General features: G+C 59.0%; 20 protein-coding genes. 11 read left to right on the top strand and 9 right to left on the bottom strand.

The genetic code is table 11. The annotated features are described in order from the left end of the window. Window positions 1–413 precede the first annotated feature (413 nt). Both leuD and leuC read right to left on the bottom strand, forming a co-directional pair. A complete protein-coding gene (gene leuD, locus HIJ39_RS04975) occupies window positions 414–1028 on the bottom strand; it encodes a 3-isopropylmalate dehydratase small subunit (RefSeq protein ID WP_169097341.1) in 615 nt (204 codons plus the stop codon). Further along, on the bottom strand, window positions 1025–2446 hold the full coding sequence (gene leuC, locus HIJ39_RS04970; protein ID WP_169097339.1) for a 3-isopropylmalate dehydratase large subunit: 1422 nt from the start codon (window positions 2444–2446) through the stop codon (window positions 1025–1027). Before leuC ends, leuD begins: the two co-directional genes overlap by 4 nt. 163 nt (window positions 2447–2609) lie before the next feature. Here leuC and ilvD point away from each other — a divergent pair, with 163 nt between their 5' ends. From ilvD to ilvE, 7 genes are all read left to right on the top strand, one after another. Continuing rightward, complete coding sequence (gene ilvD / locus HIJ39_RS04965; RefSeq protein WP_169097337.1) at window positions 2610–4310, top strand: dihydroxy-acid dehydratase; 1701 nt, start codon at window positions 2610–2612, stop codon at window positions 4308–4310. Between the two features lie 464 nt (window positions 4311–4774). Beyond that, window positions 4775–5098 carry a hypothetical protein gene (locus HIJ39_RS04960; protein ID WP_169097335.1) on the top strand — a complete coding sequence of 108 codons (324 nt, stop codon included), beginning with the start codon at window positions 4775–4777 and terminating at the stop codon, window positions 5096–5098. Next, window positions 5095–6120: a ketol-acid reductoisomerase gene (gene ilvC, locus HIJ39_RS04955; protein ID WP_169097333.1), complete on the top strand. Its 1026-nt coding sequence runs from the start codon at window positions 5095–5097 to the stop codon at window positions 6118–6120. The genes HIJ39_RS04960 and ilvC overlap by 4 nt, the downstream gene beginning before the upstream one ends. A 3-nt stretch (window positions 6121–6123) precedes the next feature. Then, complete coding sequence (locus tag HIJ39_RS04950) at window positions 6124–7293, top strand: 2-isopropylmalate synthase (protein ID WP_169097331.1); 1170 nt, start codon at window positions 6124–6126, stop codon at window positions 7291–7293. After that, window positions 7283–8347 (top strand): 3-isopropylmalate dehydrogenase, encoded by a 1065-nt coding sequence (gene leuB / locus HIJ39_RS04945; protein ID WP_169097329.1) that lies wholly within the window; start codon window positions 7283–7285, stop codon window positions 8345–8347. Before HIJ39_RS04950 ends, leuB begins: the two co-directional genes overlap by 11 nt. A gap of 16 nt (window positions 8348–8363) precedes the next feature. Further along, complete coding sequence (gene ilvB, locus HIJ39_RS04940; protein WP_169097327.1) at window positions 8364–10025, top strand: biosynthetic-type acetolactate synthase large subunit; 1662 nt, start codon at window positions 8364–8366, stop codon at window positions 10023–10025. Window positions 10026–10057: 32 nt separating this feature from the next. Next, window positions 10058–10951, top strand: a complete 894-nt coding sequence (gene ilvE / locus HIJ39_RS04935) for a branched-chain-amino-acid transaminase (RefSeq protein ID WP_169097325.1) — start codon at window positions 10058–10060, stop codon at window positions 10949–10951. Here ilvE and HIJ39_RS04930 read toward each other — a convergent pair. Beyond that, window positions 10944–11960, bottom strand: coding sequence for a diacylglycerol/lipid kinase family protein (locus tag HIJ39_RS04930; RefSeq protein WP_169097323.1), 1017 nt, complete (start codon window positions 11958–11960; stop codon window positions 10944–10946). The two genes, ilvE and HIJ39_RS04930, sit on opposite strands and share 8 nt — an antisense overlap. Before the next feature lie 69 nt (window positions 11961–12029). Then, on the bottom strand, window positions 12030–13442 hold the full coding sequence (locus HIJ39_RS04925; RefSeq protein WP_169097321.1) for an NAD-dependent malic enzyme: 1413 nt from the start codon (window positions 13440–13442) through the stop codon (window positions 12030–12032). Between the two features lie 264 nt (window positions 13443–13706). On the opposite strand from HIJ39_RS04925, the gene HIJ39_RS04920 reads away from it, so the two are divergent. Both HIJ39_RS04920 and HIJ39_RS04915 read left to right on the top strand, forming a co-directional pair. Beyond that, window positions 13707–14066: an SPW repeat domain-containing protein gene (locus HIJ39_RS04920; RefSeq protein ID WP_338055078.1), complete on the top strand. Its 360-nt coding sequence runs from the start codon at window positions 13707–13709 to the stop codon at window positions 14064–14066. A 326-nt stretch (window positions 14067–14392) separates the two neighbouring features. Further along, a complete protein-coding gene (locus HIJ39_RS04915; protein ID WP_169097317.1) occupies window positions 14393–15193 on the top strand; it encodes a pyrroline-5-carboxylate reductase family protein in 801 nt (266 codons plus the stop codon). A 3-nt stretch (window positions 15194–15196) separates the two neighbouring features. On the opposite strand, the gene HIJ39_RS04910 is transcribed toward HIJ39_RS04915, so the two are convergent. From HIJ39_RS04910 to HIJ39_RS04890, 5 genes are all read right to left on the bottom strand, one after another. After that, on the bottom strand, window positions 15197–16768 hold the full coding sequence (locus HIJ39_RS04910) for an NAD(P)-dependent oxidoreductase (protein WP_169097315.1): 1572 nt from the start codon (window positions 16766–16768) through the stop codon (window positions 15197–15199). A gap of 3 nt (window positions 16769–16771) precedes the next feature. Beyond that, a complete protein-coding gene (locus HIJ39_RS04905) occupies window positions 16772–17881 on the bottom strand; it encodes a pyridoxal-phosphate-dependent aminotransferase family protein (protein WP_169097313.1) in 1110 nt (369 codons plus the stop codon). Window positions 17882–18483: 602 nt separating this feature from the next. Beyond that, window positions 18484–19470 carry an alpha/beta hydrolase gene (locus tag HIJ39_RS04900; RefSeq protein WP_169097311.1) on the bottom strand — a complete coding sequence of 329 codons (987 nt, stop codon included), beginning with the start codon at window positions 19468–19470 and terminating at the stop codon, window positions 18484–18486. 230 nt (window positions 19471–19700) lie between these two features. Further along, window positions 19701–19991, bottom strand: coding sequence for a heavy metal-binding domain-containing protein (locus HIJ39_RS04895; protein WP_420824561.1), 291 nt, complete (start codon window positions 19989–19991; stop codon window positions 19701–19703). A gap of 17 nt (window positions 19992–20008) precedes the next feature. Continuing rightward, window positions 20009–20359, bottom strand: a complete 351-nt coding sequence (locus tag HIJ39_RS04890) for a hypothetical protein (protein ID WP_169097309.1) — start codon at window positions 20357–20359, stop codon at window positions 20009–20011. A gap of 653 nt (window positions 20360–21012) precedes the next feature. On the opposite strand from HIJ39_RS04890, the gene HIJ39_RS04885 reads away from it, so the two are divergent. Together HIJ39_RS04885 and HIJ39_RS04880 are read left to right on the top strand one after the other, a co-directional pair. Then, window positions 21013–21864, top strand: a complete 852-nt coding sequence (locus tag HIJ39_RS04885; RefSeq protein ID WP_169097307.1) for an SPFH domain-containing protein — start codon at window positions 21013–21015, stop codon at window positions 21862–21864. Further along, a complete protein-coding gene (locus tag HIJ39_RS04880; protein ID WP_169097305.1) occupies window positions 21864–22052 on the top strand; it encodes a ribbon-helix-helix domain-containing protein in 189 nt (62 codons plus the stop codon). Before HIJ39_RS04885 ends, HIJ39_RS04880 begins: the two co-directional genes overlap by 1 nt. Window positions 22053–22075 lie beyond the last annotated feature (23 nt).

Raw genomic sequence — 22075 nt, 5'->3', positions numbered from 1 at the left:
AGGCGAACAACGACACATACGAGGCAATAATGCTTAGAGCGAAAGGTATTGACGCCGGCCGGTCGGATTCGCCGACCGCTTAATCTAGCCCGACAATGGCCGGAGAAATCTGGGGACCACCGTGGTGATGGTCTCGTTCATATTCTAGATTCTTTATAGTTGGCCTCCCGGCATGGCCGACGAAGCTCCCGGGATTTCTCACCTCCCTCACATACCAAGGCTGTTCACTATTTTACTGCACTGCTTGGCGAAAGAAACCAGAACGCGCTTTATCCTTCTCCCGCAAGGCAAAGCGGGTAGCATAAAGGGGCCGCGATGCAACCCCCACGATTTAACGTATGGTGAGGTGTTCCTCGACAACCATGTCCCCGTTTTCGGAGATTGACCCTGGTGACATTGTCAAGCCCGCCAAGTTAGACCCGCGGTGGGACGACCGGGACGGCGTGCCGCGCCTCGAAGGCGCTGATGGCGGAATCGTGGAGCAACGTTTCGCCAATGGGGTCAAGTCCCTTCATCAAGGTTTCCCGCCGGCGCGGATCAATCTCAAAGTGATCCACCAGAACGCCGTCCGTGTAGCTCACCGTCTGCCTTTCGAGGTCGACATCGAGAGTCAGGCCCTCAGAACGTTCGGCCTCCATGATGAGCTTTTGGATCTGGCTCGGTTCCAACCTCACAGGCAAGATGCCGTTTTGAATGCAGTTGTTGTAGAAAATGTCAGCAAACGATGGGGCAATCAGTACGCGAAACCCGTAGTCCTTAAGAGCCCAGGGGGCGTGTTCACGCGACGAGCCGCAACCGAAATTTTCCCCCGCTAAAAGAATGCTGGCTCCTTCAAATTGCGGTTGATTCAACACAAAGTCCGCACGCGGGTTCCCATCTTGGTCAAAACGCCAGTCAAAGAACAGAAACTGGCCGAATCCCGTGCGCTCGATGCGCTTTAAGAACTGCTTGGGAATGATTTGGTCGGTGTCGACGTTGTTGCGGGCCAGGGGAACCACCAGTCCGCGATGGGCATGAAAGGGGGTCATACTGTCACCTCCTGGGTAAATTGGCGAACGTCGGTTAAACACCCGGCGATGGCCGCCGCCGCTGCCATTTCGGGACTGACCAGATGAGTGCGGCCCCCCCGGCCTTGCCGACCTTCAAAGTTGCGGTTGGAGGTGGAGGCTGAGCGTTCGCCGGGGGAAAGAATGTCGTCATTCATGCCCAGACATAGGCTGCAACCGGGCTCGCGCCATTCGAATCCGGCGCTCAGAAAGATTTGGTCCAGCCCCAACGCTTCCGCCTCCCGCTTAATGCGCCCGGAGCCCGGCACGACCATGGCCCGGACCCCTGCAGCGACTCGGCGTCCCTTCGCGATCTGGGCCGCACGCCGCAAATCTTCGAGTCGGCCGTTGGTACAGGAGCCAATGAAGACGCGTTGAATGGGAACGCCGGCGAGAGGTTGACCGGGGGTCAGATTCATGTATTGCAGCGCTCGCTCATAGGTGTCTCGGCGCACCGGATCGGGCTCCTGTGCCGGATCCGGGACCCGGCTGGTAATGGGGAGCGCCATTTCCGGATTGGTGCCCCAGGTTACCATCGGAGCCAGATCCTCCAAATCGATCTCCACCGTGCGGTCAAATTGAGCTCCGGCGTCGGTGGCCAGCGCCAGCCATTCTTGCCGGGCGCGGTCGAAGTCGGCGCCCTTTGGGGCATAGGGTCGTTCCGCCAAATAGGCCAAGGTGGTTTCGTCGGGCGAGATCATGCCGGCGCGGGCTCCCGCCTCGATTGACATATTGCAGATGGTCATCCGCTCTTCCATGTTGAGGGATCGCACCGCGTCCCCCGTGTACTCGATGACATGCCCGGTGGCGCCGCCAATGCCGATTTGGCCGATCAGGGCCAATATCATGTCCTTGGCGCTGGTTCCTACAGGCCTCTTGCCCTTGAACCGCACTTCCATGGTCCGCGGCCTGTGTTGCCAAATCGTCTGCGTCGCCAAAACATGCTCAACCTCGCTGGTGCCGATGCCGAAGGCCAGGGAGCCCAGAGCTCCATGGGTGGACGTATGGCTGTCGCCGCAGACAATCGTCATGCCTGGTAGCGTAAGACCCATATCGGGGCCGATAATGTGGACGATGCCTTGGTCGGGATGGTGAATATCCCAGAGTGGGACATCGAATTCGCGGCAGTTGCGCGCGAGTTCCTCAATCTGTCGGCGGGCCACGGGATCCTGAATGGGAAGCGTCCGATCCGACGTCGGCACGTTGTGATCCATGACCGCCAGCGTCAAATCCGGCCGCCTAACCCTTCGGCCCGATTGCCGCAGTCCCTCGAAGGCTTGCGGGGACGTGACCTCATGGATATAGTGGCGGTCTATGTATAACAGCGCGGGTTGATCCGGGGGGGCGTCTTCGATCACATGGCTCGCCCAAATCTTTTCGAACAAGGTTCGCGGCTCCATGATATCCGTCCTTTCTTTCCAGCCGGAGATTTTTTGGTCCCCATTGTATCGCCTAGGTTAAGATTCTGACTAGTCCTGGTTAAAAAATTTTTTAAATCTCCCCGCCTTTTCAGCGATGGGAGTATAATGGGCGGCAATATTTAGTGAGGAGGGTGCATACATCATGGAAAATGATCCCCGCCGGAGCCGAAGCCGGGTCACCGTGGACGGCCCCGAGCGAGCTCCGCATCGCAGCATGTATCGCGCGATGGGCTTGACCGATGCTGATTTTCGGAATCCCTTTGTGGGTGTGGCCAATTTGGCTACGGAAGTGACGCCCTGCAACTTCCATCTCGATCAGGTGGCCCGCGAGGTGAAAACGGGCATCCGAGAAGCAGGGGGCACGCCAATTGAGTTTCCGGCCATCACCGTGAGCGACGCCATTGCGATGGGACACCAAGGCATGAAAGGTTCGCTCATTAGCCGGGAAATTATTGCCGACTCCATCGAGGTGGTGACCTTTGCCGAGGGGTTTGACGCCTTGGTGGCGGTGGGGGGCTGCGACAAGAACCTGCCCGGCATTCTAATGGCCGCGGTGCGCCTCAACATTCCCACGGTGGTTCTGTACGGGGGCACCATGATGCCGGGGGTGTTTCAGGGCAAGGCGGTAAGCGTGGAGGATGTTTTTGAGGCCGTTGGTGCCCACGCTGCCGGCCGCATTGATGATGCGGAATTGGACGCGCTGGAGCGCGCCGCCTGTCCGGGACCGGGCACCTGTGGAGGCCTTTTTACCGCGAACACCATGGGGACTCTTGTGGAAACCTTAGGAATGGCGCGGCTGGGAACCTCAGCGGTGCCCGCTATGCATCCGGATCGTGCAGCCCGGGCGCGTGAGGTGGGCCAGCAGGTGATGGCGACGCTCGATTCCAATATCCGGCCGAAGGATATTATCACCTTGAAGTCTCTCGAGAATGCCGTGCGGGTGGCCGCGGCCCTCGGCGGATCCACCAATGCCGTGCTGCATTTGATGGCCATTGCGGGTGAAGCTGGGATTGCCATCACGCTGGAGGATTTTGACCGCATCAGCCGCGAGACACCGCACATCGGGAACCTGAAGCCTGGCGGTGAATACCTGATGGCGCACCTTCATGAGGCAGGCGGGGTTCCGCTCATTCTGCGTCGGCTGATGGATGCCGGACTGTTGCATGAGGACGTCTTAACCATCACCGGAAAAACTCTCGGTGAGGAAGTCCGAAACTATCCGCTGCCTGATTCCGAACTGGCCTCTCGCGTCGTGTATCCGGTTGAGAAGCCTCTGCATCCCGATGGAGCCCTGGCCATTTTACGCGGCAACGTCGCGCCTGATGGAGCGGTCCTAAAGCTCACCGATCCGAGCGGACAGGTTCAATTTACCGGCCCGGCCCGGGTATTTGACGGCGAGGAAGCGGCCTTTCAGGCTATCTCGGCGGGGCGCGTTCAATCGGGGGACGTGGTGGTGATTCGCTATGAGGGGCCAAAAGGCGGGCCCGGCATGCGCGAGATGCTGTCTGTAACGGCTGCCATTATTGGCCAGGGGCACGTCTCCGATGTGGCCATGGTAACGGATGGGCGCTTTTCTGGCGCGACCCGTGGGCCGATGGTGGGGCACGTGGCGCCGGAAGCTTGGGTCGGAGGACCTTTGGCGCTGATTCGCGATGGCGATCGCATCACCATTGATAGTCAAAAACGGCAAATCACGGTGGATTTGACGGCCGAGGAACTGGAAGCCCGGCGGGCCGCTTGGCAAAGGCCAGCCCCCCGCTATACGGCGGGAGCCTTGGCCAAATATCAACGGCTCTTTTCCTCCGCCAGTTTGGGTGCTCGCACGACACTCGGGGAGTCGTGAAAAAATTTTTTGTGGCGGGGGAGGAATTTCCGCTTGTTCCTCGAATAACTATCTCCCAATAGCAACCTCGAAGTGTACCTAGGGATCCACTCCAAGAGAGCAGGACCGAGCGGTACAGACCCAAATATCGGGTTACACCGTGGGGATAAAAGACCCGTGGCAAGTTCGTGAAGCGAGAACTTGTGGCGGGTCTTTTGCTATAAATTTTTTCGCGATGATGGGGAGCGTTGACGCAGCGAGAGCGCAAAGCGACTTAGGGATGGTGAAAGCCTAAGGTTCTCCGCGACGACACCTCGCCCCGGAGCACCTCTTTCGAGAACGGCCGCAGCCGTGGAGAAAGAGGCGGGTCATGCCGTTATCCATGTTGAGCCCCGCCCATGGGCGGGGGAAAAAGGGTGGTACCACGTGAAAACGTCCCTTTCCGCGAGGAAAGGGTTTTTTATTACCCGACAGGAGGCGAAACAATGGGATACCGCATCACCATTCATATGGCGCTCGCGGATGGAGCCGAGGCCCGTTTGTGGGCCATCGTCAGCCAGCGGCGCGCCGATGTCTCACGTGCCACCTTTGAGAAGAACCGGGTGGACGCCCACATCCACGCCACCTTGGAGGTGGAGACTGACCATCAGGGTGCCCGAAAGCTGATGCGGCACCTGGCCCGGCATCAGGACATCCGGGCCATGACGCTGGAACTTCCAGAGTCCGCCGGCCGTCTTGGCCAGGGCCCTGTGACGCTCACCGGTCGGCGAGTTCGCATGACACCAGCGAAGAAGGGGGCATCCGTATGAACGCAAGGATTTACTATGACCAGGACGCCGATTTAACGCATATCCAGTCTCGCAAAGTCGCCATCATCGGTTATGGCAGCCAGGGCCATGCGCATGCCTTGAATTTGCGGGACAGTGGTGTTCCGGTGATTGTCGGCATCCGGCCAGGCGCGTCCCGGGAACGGGCACGGCGCGACGGGCTGACAGTCATGGACGTGAGCCAGGCAGCCGAACAGGCCGACATGATACAAATTTTAGCGCCTGACCACGTGCAGCCCGATTTGTTCCGCGATGAGATTCTTCCCCATCTTCGCCCCGGCCAGGCTTTGGCGTTCGCTCACGGATTTGCCGTGCACTTCGGCGAAATTGTTCCGCCTGACTTCGTGGACGTGTTTATGGTGGCGCCTAAAGCGCCCGGTCACCTGGTCCGACGGTTGTACCGCGAGGGTCAAGGCACCCCGTGCCTGGTGGCGGTCCACCAGGACGCGACCGGCCAAGCCCGCGATTTGGCGTTGGCGTATGCCTCGGGGATTGGCGGGACGCGCGCGGGAGTCATCGAAACCACCTTTCGTGAAGAAACCGAAAGCGACTTGTTCGGGGAGCAAACGGTTCTCTGCGGTGGGGTTTCAGCACTGATTCAATCCGGGTTTGAAACATTGGTTGAGGCTGGCTATCAGCCGGAAATCGCCTATTTTGAGACGCTCCACGAGATGAAGTTGATTGTGGATTTGATGTATGAGGGCGGACTCGGCGCCATGTGGTACTCGGTATCGGATACCGCCGAGTATGGGGGCTTGACGGTGGGACCGACCTTGGTAGACGAGGCGGTGCGCGACAAAATGCGAAAGGTGTTGGAACGGATTCAAAACGGCACGTTCGCCCGCGCTTGGATGGCCGAAAACCGTGAAGGGCGAAGCGAATTTGAGACGCTTAGAGCGGCAGCTCGCCGCCATCCAGTGGAGTCGGTCGGCCGTGATCTCCGGCAGATGATGTCGTGGCTGAGGCCCTCCGTAGAGGCCGAGGTTGAAGAGGAGGTGCGTTAAATCATGAACGAGCGGGTGCGTATTTTCGATACCACATTACGGGATGGCGAGCAGTCGCCAGGGGTGGCTCTGACCATTCAGGAGAAGGTGGCCATTGCCCATCAATTAGAGCGACTGCAGGTGGATGTCATTGAGGCGGGATTTCCCGTCTCGTCGGCGGGAGACTTCGAGGCGGTACGCCAAGTCGCCAGTGAAATCGAGACCTGTCAGGTGGCTGCCTTGGCGCGTTGCGAAGAACACGATATCGAGACCGCCGCACGGGCCTTGGAACCGGCTCATAATGCGCGCATTCATGTCTTCATTGCCACGTCAGAGGTGCACATGCGAGCCAAGCTTAAGCTGTCTCCTGAGGCTGTGTTGCAGCGGATCGCGGACGCGGTGCGGCAGGCCCGGTCATATCGGGAGGATGTGGAGTTTTCTGCTGAAGATGCCACCCGCTCGGATCCCCAATTTTTGCTTGACGCAGCCATGGCAGCTTATGAGGCCGGCGCACGCACCTTAAACTTCCCGGATACCGTCGGGTACGCCATGAGTGATGAATATGCCCGTCTCATTGGCTTCTTGCGAGAATCGATTCCGGCTGACGCGATTCTCTCCGTGCATTGCCATGATGATCTGGGATTGGCGGTGGCCAATTCTTTGGCGGGAGTCAAAGCAGGCGCCCGCCAAGTGGAGGTGGCGGTTAACGGGATTGGTGAGCGGGCCGGCAATGCCGCCTTGGAAGAGGTCGCCGTGTCCCTGTCCGCCAGGGCCGACCATTGGAAGCTCACGCATGGTTTAAATCTCGGCGAAATTTATCGCACCAGCCGGCTGGTAAGCCAATGTACCGGCATGATTGTTCAGGCCAACAAAGCGATTGTGGGAGACAACGCGTTTCGCCACGAATCGGGCATACACCAGGACGGCATGTTGAAGGACCCTACGACTTACGAATTTCTCGACGCCGTCTCGCTAGGCCAGGGAAGCCGTTTAGTGCTGGGAAAGCATTCCGGCCGCCATGCGCTGCGCGAACGCCTGGAGCATTTGGGGCTGTCCTATACGGCGGATGACCTTCGCCACATGCAGCGGCGAATCAAGAGTGCGGCCGAGGGCAAGCGTGGCATTGACGACGGTGAGCTGATGAGCATTTGGCAGGAAATGAAAATGACAGCAGGTGAGTCGCGTGGGGTATAAAGTCGCGGTTCTTCCGGGAGACGGCATTGGGCCAGAAGTGACGGCGGCTGCCGAAACAGTGCTGCAGAAAGTCGCCTCGCTGGCGGGATTTACGGTGGAACTGGAACGGGCTGAGATTGGGGGATCGGCCATTGAGGCATCGGGCCACCCCTTTCCACGCGCCACCGAAGAACTGGTGCACCGGGCTGATGCCGTACTCTTGGGTGCTGTTGGCGGGCCGCGCTGGGCCAACCACCCGGTGACTCCCGAACAGGGTCTCTTGTTATTGCGCGAATCGCTGGGGCTCTTCGCCAATCTCCGCCCTTTTGAGGTGTTTGCCGGATTGGAGTCGGCGTCGCCCTTGAAGCGCCCGCCGTCCCGAGGGGTCATTGTGCGGGAACTCTTAGGCGGTCTCTATTACGGAACGCCAAGGGGCCGTGGCCTTCGCGCGGATCGTGTGTTTGAGGCTTATGACACCTCGCGCTATTCCGTGCCGGAGATAGAGCGCATTGCCCGCATAGGCTTCCAGTTGGCGGAACGCGAGGGTGTTCCTCTGGTCTCGGTCGACAAAGCCAACGTCTTGGAAACCTCCAAGTTGTGGCGGGAAACGGTGACTCGAATGGCCGACGAGTATCCTGGCGTGTCTCTTGTGCACCGGTATGTTGACGCGGCTGCGGCGGAATTGGTCACCGCGCCTGACCGGTACCGTGTGGCAATTTGCGAAAATCTGTTCGGCGACATCTTAAGCGATCTGACCGGTGGACTAGTGGGAAGTCTTGGGGTGATGGCGTCAGCCACGGTACGCCAATTTGATCCCGATTTGGGGCTATATGAGCCGATTCATGGATCGGCCCCTGACATTGCCGGCCAGGGGATTAGCAATCCGCTTGGGGCAATTGGTTCTGTAGCGATGATGCTGGAGTGGAGCTTTGGACTTCCCGATGCCGCCGTTGCCCTAAACCAGGCGGTGCGTCGTGCGGTATCGGGAGGGGTTAGGACCCCGGATCTAGGGGGCCAAGCGACCACCCAGGATATGACGGAGAGCGTTCTGGCCGAGCTTGAGCATGCATTTTAACGGGGGGAGAGAGTCGATGACAGGGGCAGAGCGGGTATGGCATACCCTTCGTGAACTTGGATTGCATACGGTGTTCGGCGTCCCCGGGGGCGCGGTTTTGCCGCTGGTGGACGCGCTCTCGCAAACGGAGGACATGGCCTTCATTGTCACACGTCACGAGTCGGCAGCCATTCATGCGGCCGATGGCTTCGCCCGTGCAGGCGGGACGCCCGGGGTTGCGCTGGTGACCTCGGGCCCCGGCGGAACCAACGCCTTGACGGGACTGATGACCGCCATGACTGACTCCACCCCGCTGGTGGTATTGGTGGGTCAGGTGCCCACGGGACTGATTGGAACAGATGCCTTTCAAGAAGCCGATGTGTTTACCATGGCCTTGCCGGTGGTAAAGCACAGCTGGAAAGTCAGCGAGGTCGACGAGGTCGGTCGGATCATCCGGGCGGCGTATCGCGTGGCCTCCAGTGGTCGTCCGGGGCCGGTATTAGTCGAGTTGCCAAAGGATGTGCAGATGGCGGAGGAATCCCGGCCGGGTCCGGAAAAGGTACAGCTCCCGTCGGAGCCTTGGCGCCTCTCGCCTTTAGAGGCCGCTCGGTTTTCTGCCTACGTGCGGCGTGCTCGCCGCCCGGTGTTGTATGTCGGTGGAGGCGTTGTGGCAAGCGGGGTTGCCCCATGGATTCAGGCCTGGGCGGAACGATACCAGGTGCCGGTCACCACGACGTTGATGGGCATCGGCGCATTTCCCGCAAACCATCCGTTGAGCCTTGGCATGCTAGGAATGCATGGCACCTTTGCCGCCAATCACGCCGTACAGGCGGCCGATTTGATTCTCGCGTTGGGCGTACGCTTCGACGATCGTGTGACCGGACGCATTGATTCTTTCGCTCCGCATGCGCACATTGTTCATGTTGAGGTGGATGCCAGCGAACGGAACAAAATCGTGACGCCTCACCTCACCCTGAAGGGCGATTTGCGGGAGGTGCTGCCCATCCTGGATCGCTTGGTTCCGGAGGCACTCCATGACGAGTGGCTGGAGACCATCCGCCAGTGGCAAACAGAACACCCCCTCAAGGTTCCCGAGGCTCCATCGGGTCGTCTCTCAACGGCGGCTGCCTTGCGGGCTCTGTCCAATCGGCTCAACGACCAGGACGTGGTTGTTACCGACGTGGGCCAGCATCAGATGTGGGCGGCACTCTTTGTGCCCCGTGCCAAGCCGCGCAGCTTCATCACCTCAGGTGGAGCCGGGACGATGGGATACGGGCTTCCCGCCGCCATTGGCGCCAGTCTCGCACGGGCCGGAACGGGCCGGGTGGTGCTCATCGCGGGGGATGGCAGCCTGCAGATGAATCTGCAGGAGCTGGCCACCGTGGCCCAATACCAAGTTCCCGTCACCATCGTGGTGATGAACAATGGCGGTCACGGCATGGTGCGCCAATGGCAGGATTTGTTCCACGGGCGCCGCCGTCACGGGGTGGCGCTAACCAATCCGGATTTTGTGGACCTCGCGCGTGTCTTTGGCATAGCCGGAATGACGGCGACTTCGATGGAAGAGTTGGAGGCCGCGCTTGAGGCGCTGCCGGCAACTCAAGGGCCCGCGTTGTTGGAGGTCGCTATCGATCCCAATGAGATGGTCTTCCCGATGGTTCCCAGCGGCAAAAGCCTGTCCGAGGTTATCGAAGGCTAAAGTCCTGATTTCATATATAAAGGATGTGCAACATGGAACGTCTGCTGTATTTCAACGGCGCCCTCGTGCCCGAAGAGGAGGTACGGATCTCTCCCTTCGATCATGGGTTCTTGTATGGGGACGGCATTTTTGAGGGGATCCGCGCGTACCAGGGGCGTGTTTTTCGTCTGGAGGACCACTTAGGTCGCCTCTATCAGTCGGCAAAAAGCCTTTGGCTCACCATTCCCGAAACCCGCCAGCAAATGGCGGAGGCGGTGCTGGCCACGGTCCGGGCCAATCATCTCAAAGATGCCTACATCCGACTGGTGGTGTCGCGTGGGCCCGGCGATCTGGGCTTGGATCCGCGCCAATGCCCCAAGCCTACCGTGATTATTATCGCTGATCAGATTCAGCTGTTTCCTGAATCCCTCTACGAGTCTGGGTTGCCGGTGGCTACGGCTTCCAGTCGCCGGCCCTCCGGCGATGTGCTCAACCCGCAGGTTAAGTCCTTGAACTACCTGAATAGTGTGCTGGCCAAAGTGGAGGCGGCGCAGCGTGGCGTTCCAGAAATGGTATTGCTGAATCAGTTGGGTCATGTGGTGGAGGGAACGGGCGACAATATCTTTATTGTCCGGAACGAAATGCTCGTGACACCGCCGCGGTCGGCGGGAATTCTGCCGGGAATTACGCGCAGCGTGGTCATGGAGTTAGCTCGCGGGGAAGGCATTCCCGTCGTGGAGGAGAACTTCACCGTCCACGAACTCTATAACGCCGATGAATGCTTTTTGACCGGAACAGCCGCGGAGATTATTGCTGCCGTCTCTTGCGACGGACGACTCATTGGCGACGGACGGCCCGGGCCGCTGACGCGGCATCTGCGGGCGCGTTTTATGGAATATGCGGCCAATGAGGGCGTGAGCGCCTATCCCGGCCTCTCAGTCATTTAAGGTTGCGGCTGGACTCGGTGGAATACGTGCGAAATCGCGGCATGAGGGTTCTCGGTCCGCCTAGCGTTCGCGTCACCAAGGGCCAGCGATCCGGAGACTGCCCTTGGCTGGATGGGGTGATGACCAAAAGCGAGCCGGGGATGACACGACATGCGAGCGGCGTATTTTTCCAGATTTCCCCATCAATGTTGACCGGGAGCGCAGGATTGGTGCGGACGGAGACCTCCTTCACCGCTGCATAATGCGCTTCCCGGTCGGTGAGCAGGCGTCCGGTCAGGAGTTTCGTGCCTAAGCGAACGATGGAAACGAGCGAGGGATCGCCGAGGCGGAAGACTTCCAGCAGACCGTCTTGCCCTGACGACATGGGTGTCGCGCTGATGCCGGCTGCAATGGTGCGGCCATTGACAATCATTAGTTGACGGGTCTGATATTCGTCGTGACCATCGGGCCAGGACAGCGCCACTTGCATGGTGGGGGTCCCGGCCAGGGCGTGGCGGAAGGCCACAATCCAGGCCAGGTAGCCCAAACGGTCCTTCACTTCTCGCGACAAGAGCTCTACCAGGCGCTCGCTAAAACCCACGGTAAGGCTGTTGAGGAAAATCTTATGCGAGTGGTCTTTCTCCGCCAACCCGACGTCATAGCGGGCTACCGGTCCCTCCGCCAAAAGCTTCAACAGGTGGGGGAGGGTGGCGGGGAGGCCCAATCCATGAGAAAAGGTGTTGCCGGTGCCGAGCGGCAGCACGCCCAACACACCGTTAGAGCCTGCCAACACATCCGCAGCGTGAGAGAGCGTTCCGTCACCGCCGCCAATGATGAAGCGGCGGATGCCTCCGTCGAGACCCTCGCGAATGCGCTGGGACATGTCGTCCGCAGACGTGGTTAGCGCGCTGCCGCGTAAATTGAGAACATCTCCCAGCTCGTCCGATAGCCGTTCAAAGGTTTGCTTGCCGCGGCGCGAGTGCGGGTTGACCAACAACAAGGTTGGCATATCCTTTGTCACACGTTCCATATCGCTGGGATTTTGTCCTTATCCTTTCCCATCACCTGTTTTCATTGTTCCCGAAGAAACGTGCCACAATCAGTGCAGGCTGGACGTGGCGCGACGTGCGACCCCTTCTTCTTCCGCTGCCCGGGAAACGGCTTGTGCGACCCGCAAGGCCACTTCCTTATTAAACACGCTCGGAATAATGTACTCCGCGGACAGTTCTTCGGGTCGTACCACACTGGCAATGGCTTCCGCAGCCTTTAGCTTCATGCGGGTGGTGATGCTCCGTGCCCGGCTGTCCAACAGGCCTCGGAAGAGGCCGGGGAAGCAAAGCACGTTGTTGATTTGGTTAGGATAGTCGGATCGTCCGGTGGCCAGCACCCGGACTTTCGCCTGCACGAGCTCCGGTTGTATTTCAGGGTCCGGATTGGCCATCACAAAAAGAATTGGATCGGGAGCCATGGCTTCCACATCTTCGACCGTCAAGAGGTTTCCTGTGGAAACGCCGATGAACACATCCGCGCCCTTCATCAGGTCATGCAAGGAGCCGTCGCGGAGGTGCGGGTTGGTGCGGGCCGCATAGCGGTTCCAGGACGGACGATGGGGGTACTCACGGGTGCGCAGCAGCGGTCCCTCGCGATCATAGCCAACAATGTCGGTGACGCCTGCTTCGAGCAGCAGATCAGTGGCTGCTGTGCCGGCCGCGCCAATCCCGGAGACGACGACGCGCAAATCCTTCAATTCTTTCCCGACTACTCGTGCGGCATTCAATAATCCGGCGAGAATGACAATGGCTGTCCCGTGTTGGTCGTCGTGAAACACTGGAATATCTAGCTTTTTCGTCAGCGCCTCCTCGATCTCGAAGCACCGGGGCGCCGCAATATCCTCCAGATTGATGCCGCCGAATGCGGGCGCGATACGTACGACGGTATCAATAATCTCATTGGTATCGGTGGTATCGAGGCAAATGGGCACAGCGTCAACTTGGCCGAGCCACTTGAAGAGCACCGACTTTCCTTCCATTACTGGCAGCGCTGCTTTCGGTCCCAAATGGCCCAGACCTAAAATGGCGGTTCCGTCGGTGACGATGGCCACGGTATTACGTTTCATTGTCAACTGAAAGGCTTTGGATGGATCCTGGGCAATTGCCTCGACGACGCGCGCTACGTTTGGGGTGTAGACGTGAGACAAATCGGCGCGGGTCTTGACCTGGATGCGGGGATGGATCTCGATTTTGCCGCCCAGGTGCATGAGAAAGGTCCGATCTGAGACATTCTCGATGGAGGTGCCGGGCAGCTGCTCCAGCGCGTCCTCCAATTGTATCAGATGGTCGGGAGATGGCATGACCACCGTCAAGTCGCGCACGGTTTGCTCATCCTCTGCCCGCACCAAGTCAAGAGCGATGATGTCGCCGCCAAGATTGTCAACCAGTTCCACCAGCTGACGAAAGGGAACGACCTCACGTTGCATGTGAAGCCGAATAATATATTGAATGCCCGCTGCCATCAGCCCGCCTCCTTTTTTCTATTCAAGATGTACCCTAAACGCCCCGAATCTTCAAGATGTTCTCTTTCCAGCCGGTGAGATTCCACGATAGCGGGAGCGCGAACGCAAAAGATTCTGAGATGACGCGCCGGGTGTAAGAAAGTGAAAGGGAATGCCGGAACTTCTCCGCAAAACGGGCTAGGAGGACTTAACAGTGATAAAGGAAGGTACTATAACAAAGTTAGAAGCAGCGAAAAGCTGCCAAAGATGAGGAGGTGTTTCGAGGTGACATGGCGCAACGTATTGATGGCAATATTCGGTGCATGGTTCGTCGTTTCCGCTTGGGCGTTGAACCCCATGAATTCGAACGCCTATCTCTGGACGGCCATCATTTTAGGAGGACTCACCTTGATCGGGAGCGTTTGGGCCTTAGTTGATCGTGCCCGTCGTGCTTGGCGGTACTGGCTGGAGGCGCTGTTTGGCCTCTACCTGGGCTTGATGCCCTTCTTCTATGGCTTCGCGAGCCATACGTGGGCTCTTTGGGTCACCATGGTTATCGGTGCCGCGATGCTGGTGGGCGGCCTCTGGAATGCTCTAAGCCATCAGACGGACGCCGAAGGGCATTTCGGCAACCGAGCCGCCTAACACGTTCGCATAGAAAGGGGCGCGGCTTTGCCCGCCCCTTCACAATTTCTTGACGACACGGGCTCGTTGCTTTATAATTCGCGCAACAGATTTGTTGCGTAGGACCCGAGGGCATTTCCGCTCCCCAAAGCGAGTGGCGTTGGTGTAAGGCCATGGGAGCCGTGCCCGTCCCAGTTCTAAATACGCGCAACACGGCAACCCCCGATATCGGGAGAGAGCGACCGGCTCGTTTTGGCCGGTAACTAAGGTGGTACCGCGGCCCGTCCGCCCTTAGAGGGTGGCGGGTTTTTTGTATTTCTTGCGGCTTGCGGAGAAAGGATGAGAGCATGCAGAGAATTGTGATGGTAGGCTCTGGCCATTTGGCCCATGCCTTGTGGGAGGGTTGGAACCGCACACCTATAGATGCGGTTGTCGACGTCGTGGCCCGCTCGACCGCCCATCGCCATCTCTGGGACGGCGCTTATTGGGATCGTGCTGTGAGCTTCGAACCCGCGCGCGTGGCGGGCGCCGATGTCGTCGTGTTAACCGTCAAGCCCAAGGACATGGAAGAGACCTTAGCGCGCATTCAGCCGTACTTAGACGAGTCGGCAATTGTTATTTCACCTGTGGCTGGTTGGACGATGGATCGGATACGCTCGTTAGGCGTGGGGCATCCGCTGGTGCGCATCATGCCTAATGTGTGCGCAGCCGTGGGGGCTTCGACGACTCTGGCAGCATTTTCCGGGCTGACAGCCGAGGCTGAGGAGCGAGTGCTCGCTCTTTTGCGACAGTTTGGGACCGTGACAGTTATTGAGGAATCATTGATGGACCCCTATACGGCGCTCTTGGGCAGTGGTCCGGCTTACATTTTTCTACTATTAGAAGCGCTCATCGCGGGCGGCGAGAAGCTGGGCGCCGACGCTGAACGGACTCGGGATCTGGTTAGCCGTATGGTCGAGGGAGCGGCCCGGTTAGCACGGGACCGCTCCGACGACCCATTGTCAGACTGGATTTCAATGGTCGCCTCGCCCGGGGGAACTACTGAAGCGTTGTTGCAGGTGTTGGAGCAAGGCGGTTGGCCGACGATGATTCAAGATGCGGTGGTGGCGGCCTCCCAACGAGCCGAACAGTTGGGGGAGGTTCGTTGATCGCTAGGCGTCGGAAAAGCGATACACGGAGCCGATACCGGGCTGTGCCGCCAAGGCGGAAAGCAATTCTTCCGGTGGCAGGGCGTCTAAAGTCAACACCATAACCGCCTCATCGCCGGCGGATCGGCGGCCCAGGTGAAGCTGGCCGATATTCACGTCATATTGACCCACCACCGTACCGACGCGGCCGACGACGCCGGGCGCGTCATGGTGTCGCGTCACCAGGGCAATTTCGGGCCACGGCATCTCCATGGGTATCCCTGCCAGGGTGCGCAGCACCACTTGTCCCTGAGGTTCGATGGAGAAGGCCACTTCGCTTTCGGGCCTGCCCTCCCATCGGAGTGCAATGCTTGCGGTGGTCCTGAGAGGCGATTCTTCGACCAACAATGTCAGCCCTTGTTGTTCAGCGACCAGCAAGGCGTTTATGGTGTTGACGCGTTCATCCAGGCGGTCGTCTAAAAAGGCGGCCAATGCCGCTTGACGGAGCCAAGGGATGACCGAGGAGGAGAGGGAGGATCCCACGCTCAGAACCAGGGGACCGTGCACCTTGGGATTCAGTCTCGAGAAAACTCGGCCGAGAATACGCATCGCTCGGTCCAGGGCTTTTAAGTCTTCGTCCGGCAAGTCGGGGATGGGAACGTTGACCAGGTTGGATGGGGTTTGATTCTCGAGTGCTTGCAGCACGCCACGTGCGGTCATGAGTCCGACCTCTACCATGGCTTCATGGGTCGACCCGCCCAAATGCGGGGTGACGACGACATGGGGCGCCCGCAATAGAGGGGACTCCCGTTGGGGCGGCTCATGGCTAAAGACATCCACGCCCGCTGCGTGAATCCGACCGGTTTCCAGCAGATGAGCCAAAGCCTCCTCATCGATGAGACCGCCTCGAGCCACATTCATGACCACGGCGCCCACTGGAAGCAGAGAGAGCTCGCGCAGACCAAGCTTGGGTCCCGACTTCGGCGTGTGAATGGTAAGAATTTCGGCCCATCGCAAGAGATCATCAAGGGTGGTAAACTCCTCGACATCGTGGGCCCGGAAAATCTCCGTGGCAAGGAAGGGGTCAAAGGCGGCTACGGGCATGCGAAAGCCATGGGCGATGCGGGCGACCTGTCGTCCCACCCGCCCTAAGCCAATAATCCCAAGGCGCTTCTCATAAAGCTCGCGTCCCAAGAATGCGGCGCGATCCCATCCTCCTTGGCGAACGTGGTCGTTGCCAGAGGGGACGTTTCGCATGGTGGCCAGCATCAGGGCGAAGGTGTGTTCGGCGGCCGCAATCGCGTTGGCTCCCGGGGCGTTGATGACGGCGATGCCAAACTCGGTGGCGGCTTCGAGGTCGACGTTGTCTACCCCGGCCCCTGCACGGGCTACAACCTTCAACCGCGGCTTGTTGGCCAGTAGCTCTCGGGTCAGGCGATGCGCGGAGCGAATAATGACTGCATCATAATGACCCATCAACTCAGGAAGCTGTTCGGGGGGCAGTAGGTCATAGGCATCGACTTCGGCGCGCTCACGAAGATATTCAAGGCCTTTGGGGCCCAAGGATTCCGTCACTAAAATGCGTCGGCGTGTCATCCTCTATGCCTCCTTCAGAAAGGGAATCATGGCGGCCAGCGCTTGCTCCGAATGAGGAAGATGCGGTGCCATGAGAGTCAGCCCAGCGGCAAGGTCCGCCCGATCAACATGGCCCACGTGGCCAATACGAATGGCACGTTCGTGCCAGAGCCCGAGCCCCCCCGCAATTTGGAGTCCAGCGTTTTCCAAATGTCGCCGGAGGTCACCGGGATTCATTTCCGAGGGGAGCCCCAACGCGGTGACGGTGGGTGAGGCGACCGCATCCTCCACCAAAAGAGTGAGACCGCCGGCTCGGGCAAAATGCCGCACCATATCTCGCAACATACGATGGCGCTGAAGGCGCGCAAAAGCCCCTTCCGCGCGTAAAAGCCCCAGCGCGGCATGCAAGGCGTGCCAGAGCCCAATTGCCGGCGTATAAGGAAGCCGCCCGGATAAATAGGGCCGAAGGTCGAAATAGAAGCGGCCGGGCCTAGTGTCGGACACAACGGACTGGCGAGCACGTTCCGAGAGCGCCAATATGGCCAGCCCCGGAGGACACATGAAGCCTTTTTGTGATGCAGCGATGATGACGTCAAGTCCTGGACCGAGAGTCAGGGGAATGGAGGGGACCCCGCTAATGCTGTCGACAATCATGAGGGGTGCTCCCGGATCCGTTCCGATCGCCTGGGCCAGGGCTTCAACCGGATTCAGAACACCAGTGGAGGTTTCATTGTGGGTGACCAAAATGGCGCGATACGGCTTTTGTCTCACACGTTCCGCGATTTCTTGGGGATTAAAGGCTTGCCCCCAGGGGATCTCGACACATTCGACGTCTACCCCGTGAGCTTCTGCCACCTCCCGGAAGCGACGGCCAAAGAGGCCGGTTTCCACCACCAATGCGCGGTCGCCCGGACTTAACAAATTTTCACAGGCTGCTTCCAGACCCCCGGTGCCGGAGGCGGGAAGGATGGCGATGTGATCTTTAGTGGGAGCCCCCAGCAAGGTCGCCAACTCCGTCCGGACCTTAACGTCGACTTGGCCAAAGAGCGTGCCACGGTGATCGCTCATGGCGCGAATCAGGGCTTCTTGGACGGCTTCGGGGATAGGGGTGGGGCCGGGTAACAAGATGTGCATGGTCGACCTCCTTAGTGTTTTTTGCCGGTGGGGGAATAAAAAATCCGCCCCCGACTTAGGGACGGTATACACCGCGGTGCCACCCTAATTGGCGGAAAGATCCGCCCACTTGATTTGCCGGACCGCCGGCTCGATCGACTCCTCGTCGATATCCTCCCGAGTGGAATCGGATTCTTCAAGCGTTGCCAGCTTTCATCGTTCCGGCTTTCTGTAAACGCTCAAAAAATTCTTCTCGTTCATCGGTTTGGCGTATTATGACAAAATTCTCTGACTCTGTAAAGCCCTACTCAACAAAAGTTTTTCGCTGTTCCGAATATCGTATCCGTAATAAACTTGTGACCGAGAAAGGGGAACGGACGAGGTAAGCAATCCTGCTATAGCCAAGACCAAGAGTGGTCCGAGGACTCTAACCACCACTGTGACCTCTCTTATCCCAGTTCATCCATGCGGACATCGCCAGCATGGTGTGAGGCGAGTCTCCGTCCAAAAGACCGCTACCATCGAACGGGTCGCGTCATGACAGGATTTTTTAGACCAACCGCGACCCAACAGTGGATAAGCTGTCCGACGTGATCCGAGTCCTCCCCGTTCCTCACGCTTGGCTACGGCTGTGGAATTTTGCTTCGCAGCCAATCCAGAATCATCGTCAGCGTTTCGGGATCGAGTTGGACGTTCCCGGCGTTGTAGGCGGCTGCGACATCTGCTGCATTTAACGTGGAACGGCCTTTCGGCTCGTACTTTAGCGCATGATTGGCGTGATCCGGATACCTCAGTGTGATGTGGGACATGCCTTGGGACGCCGCCTCGAGCGGCGCGCCATCCAGCTCCCAGTCGACCTGGATGTCCTTTTTGCCAGTCACAATCAATGTCGGCACAGCAACCTGGGCCACGAGACTCGCGGACTCGGCTCCCCACAATTCCCGGGAAAACGGCAGGTTCGCAGGCGATTCGAGTCCGGCAATCAACTGCTTCACCCCATCGGGCAGGGTCGAATCCGGCTCTGCCGCCCGACCCGCCAAAAATCGCGCAATAGCCTGATCGTATAAGTCCAGCAGCGCATCGCCGTGGGGGATCGCCGCCGCTTGCGCCGCCAATTGCCACCGTGCCACGACGCCCACCGCACGTCCCGGAGGCGCGGCCAAAATCATTCCGGCCAGGGGAACTGATGGCCGTTCCAACTGATAGTGAAGGACATGGAGCGTGCCTTCGCTGTGGCCTAGTCCAACAATCGCCTCGGCACGAATGTCTGGCCGGGAAGCCAGCAGGCTCACCGCACCGGCGTACTCCTCCCGGTGCGACTCCATGCTCAAAGAACCCGCCAGCACCTGCATATTTTCTACTGCATGGGGTCCTGCGGCCCGCTTGTCGTAGCGGAGCGAGGCATAACCGGCATCCGCCAGGGCCTCCGCCAAGAGCCGTGCACTGCCGTTATGGCCGGGAAGCAGCGGCGACTTCCAATCACGATCGGTCGGGCCGCTGCCGGCAGCCATCACAACCGCCGCAAAAGGTCCGGGGCCCTCCGGCATCGTCAGTGTGCCGAATACCCGGGTGGACCCTAAGGTCCACTGCACTTCCAGACTTCTTGCCATTCTTTGACCGCCTCCGTGTGACTCATTGTCCCGGACCGCTAGTTCGTGGCAACTGTGGTTTCTGTCTTGCCGCGGCCGTTGCCGCCAGCCCATGTTCGAGAGCCGCATACTGCCGAGTGCGTACTGGGCTCACCGCTGTCCTCAGGGGCCCTCGTGGATGTCCCGACTGTCCCGCTGTGCAGCCTCCATCGGTTCCAACGCCACGGCCGTGCCGTATGCCACGATTTCGCTCATGGTTTACCCAATTCTGAGGAGTCGAAGCGCATGGCCACGACGCCATTCGCGCCCAACTCGGCGGCTTTCGTCTTCATCCGGCTGAGGGCGTGCTCGCGCGCTGGCTCCAACATGTCAGTATACTCCTTGATTTCACCGCCGGCCAATGACCGCAGCCCTGCCACGACATTGCCACCCAATCCACGGCTGCGCACCACCACCCCAAACACCGACCCCAACGTCCGTAGGACTGTCATCGACGCCACCATCGGGGTTGTCACAACCAATACATCATTGCCGTCACTCATATCTGACCCCTCCCATGTTAAGGCACACACTCATGGCGGCTGGCCACCCACAACGCGAGAATCGCCAGACCACCTGTGACAACGGCCATAATGGCCAGATGCTCCCACACTTGCGCCGTGTGGGGATGAGGCGACGTATCGCTGATATAAGTCAGCGGCGAAAACTTCTTAAGCTGGGGGACGCTGCTGGTGATAACGCTAATCGCGAAAATCCCCACCCCAACCAGGACGACCGCATAAATACTGTGAAGGGCCCAGGCCACCGCGCTCACCAGCCAGAGGGTTCCGATAAAGCCGACCGTCATCAACAACACCGACAACGCATATGAACTTTGGTTCTTTCGCGACGCCGAAACGTCTCTATCCAAGCACCGCATTTTGAGGGATGGTGATGTCCGGACCGACAACCGAGCATACCACTGCAACGCTTGCACGCCGTCGTCGTGGCATCCGCCAGTATCCCGGCACCGAATGGCTTCTGGCCACGGCCTTACTTATCTCTGGTGGTCTATCTGAACCCAAATGCCTTAAGCGCCTCTTTCACAAGAGAGGCCCTCTAAATGACTACTTTGCTTGGCGTCCCAGGGGACAAATGTACCGCGCAAGATCGTCGGCAATACTCGTAGCCCCCGCCGACCGATGTGCTAACCGTTCCACGGTTACGGTTGCTGGACCCTATGTCATATGGGCGCGAGATGTGTACGCAACGCTTTCCATAAGGCACGGTTCATGCCTTTCCCGACAACAACGAACGGCGCACCATCCAGGAACAGCTCGACCACTTTAGATTTAGCCAACATCGGGGGGGGGGTGACCCAACGTTTTGGGGTTGCCTCTCCGAGGCAGGGAACCGTGAAAATAAAGGCAGTCCCCCATCCATCCCTCGTTGCTCGTGGCCGGCCTACCATCGCCATCAGGAGCTTACGCCGCGGTCGAGTGAGGGTGATTATTTCATTGACAATCGGCGAACGACGTGCTGTGATATCACTGTGATATCATCCTTGTGGAAGAAGTGATAACTATGGTTCGTACTCAGGAGACCCACGCTTGGTGCGTTCCCGGATTCGCCATAATTGGGCTCGAAGCCCTCGTGTTAGTTGCTTTGATTTTGTCATATCGGTATCATCCCGGCCCCTGGTCCGCCGTATTGGTAATTCTCTTCGTATTGATAGCGCGCGGTTTTTTTGTGGTGCAGCCGAACGAAAGCCGTGTCCTAACCTTTTTCGGCCAATACGTCGGGAGCGTGTCCCTGAGTGGTTGGCATTGGACCAACCCTTTCACCGCGCGGCGCCGCGTTTCTCGGCGTGTTCGCAACTTCACCAGTGACACGCTCAAAGTTAACGATGCCGACGGCAATCCCGTAGAAATTGCAGCGGTTGTTGTGTGGCGCATCCAAGATACGGCTCAAGCGGTGTTTGACGTGGACGATGTGGAGTCCTTCGTCCGCATGCAAGCCGAAACCGCTATCCGAGCCTTGGCTGGAACCCACCCATATGATGGCGTTCCGGATCGCGTGACTCTACTCGGAAGCCAAGACGTGGTGGCTCATGATTTAGCCGAAGAATTGCAAGAACGGCTCAAGATTGCTGGGGTCCAAGTCATGGAGGCTCGGCTGGCCCACTTAGCTTATGCGGCCGAAATTGCCCAGGCGATGCTTCGGCGTCAACAGGCTCAAGCGATTGTCGCGGCCCGGCAAACGATTGTGGATGGGGCACTGGGAATGGTGCACATGGCCTTGGACAATTTGTTGTCCAGCGGTCTCGTCGATTTGGATGAGGAGCGTAAGGCGTCGATGGTCAACAATTTAATGGTAGTCCTGGCCTCGGATCAAGCCGCCCAACCCGTGGTCAACGCGGGAACTCTGTATACCTAGTGTCGGAAAAAAAGCGGTTTTTATTGAGACTGGACCCCGAACTCTACGACGCTCTGGAACGTTGGGCTTCTGATGAACTTCGTAGTGTGAACGGGCAGATCGAATTTCTGTTGGTGGATGCGCTTAAACGCGCCGGGCGACTTAACCGGGGCACGGTTCGGGACAGAGATCCGGCCAAAAAGCGTTAGTCCGCTTCCTTCGGAGAGGACGT

Origin of the sequence: Sulfobacillus harzensis (genome assembly GCF_012933365.1) — a bacterium.
GTDB lineage: Bacteria > Bacillota > Sulfobacillia > Sulfobacillales > Sulfobacillaceae > Sulfobacillus_B > Sulfobacillus_B harzensis.
The sequence above is the reverse complement of the archived record's forward strand: the minus strand, read 5'-3'. Positions and strand labels throughout refer to the sequence as shown.